Annotated in this window: 1 pseudogene; it reads left to right on the forward strand. The window is 49.7% G+C overall.

Annotation, left to right across the window (positions count from 1 at the left end):
- Nucleotides 1-1,041 (forward strand): annotated as a pseudogene (locus tag CLV98_RS23320) (hypothetical protein); the annotation flags it as partial.

The following is a 1,041-nucleotide window of genomic DNA, read 5'->3' on the forward strand; positions in this document are numbered from 1 at the left end:
AAAACCTGGTACGACCGGCTAGGCCGGCAGATCCGGACAGAAACGGAAGGTTTTGATGGCACCATCATCCAGACTCAGACCTATGATGCAAAAGGAAACGTAAAGACCAGTACCCAGCCTTACAAATCCGGGGAGACCTATATCACTACCACTAATCACTACCAGCCCAATTACAACTGGCTCGTTTCGGTAGAACAGGGTGCCCTGGGGACGACAAGTATGACCTATGCTTATTCGGCAGGAGCGCTTACCCTGACCACCACTGCACCGGCTGGTACCAGCTCCAAGGTTACCGATGCTAGTGGGAAAGTCACTTCCGCCACCGACAACGGGGGAACGCTCACTTATTCTTACTATAATCATGGCGGGCTAAAAGAAGTTAAAAATGGAGGAGTAACCCTAACCAGCAACGAATACGATGAAGCCGGCCGTCAAACCAAACTAGTAGATGCCAATGCCGGCACCACCACCTATGTATATGATGCCCTGGGCCAGCTTACCAGCCGGAACGACGCCAGAACATCTGTAAACAAAACAGAATCCTTTACCTATGACAATCTGAACCGACTGACCTCTGCCACGGTCTCTGGTAGCGCAGCTTTTACGGCGACTTACGCTTCCAATGGTAATATTGCCACCAAAACGGACGCCGGCACATACGCCTACCATACTACAAAATTCAACGCCGTTACAGAGGTAACCAATCCAGCACCTTCCCCCATTCCACTTCCACAGCAGAACATCAGTTACACCGCCTTTATGCAGCCAGAGGTGATCACGGAGGCTAATACTTCCAATGTTCCCTTTGAGCTAACCTACACCTACGGGGCCGATTATGAAAGAATAAAAAGCGTTTTAAAGCAGAATAGTGCTGTAATCAACACGAGGTATTATTTTTCTAATGGTTTTGAAAAGGACGTTACCGGTGGCATTACCCGCTATATTCAGTACATTTCGTCTCCAGTGGGGCTCGTAGCCATCATTGAAAGTAACGGCGGCTCGCATTCGGCACACTATACCTATAGGGGGACGCCCAGTCGG

The organism is Dyadobacter jejuensis (assembly GCF_003149085.1).
GTDB lineage: Bacteria > Bacteroidota > Bacteroidia > Cytophagales > Spirosomataceae > Dyadobacter > Dyadobacter jejuensis.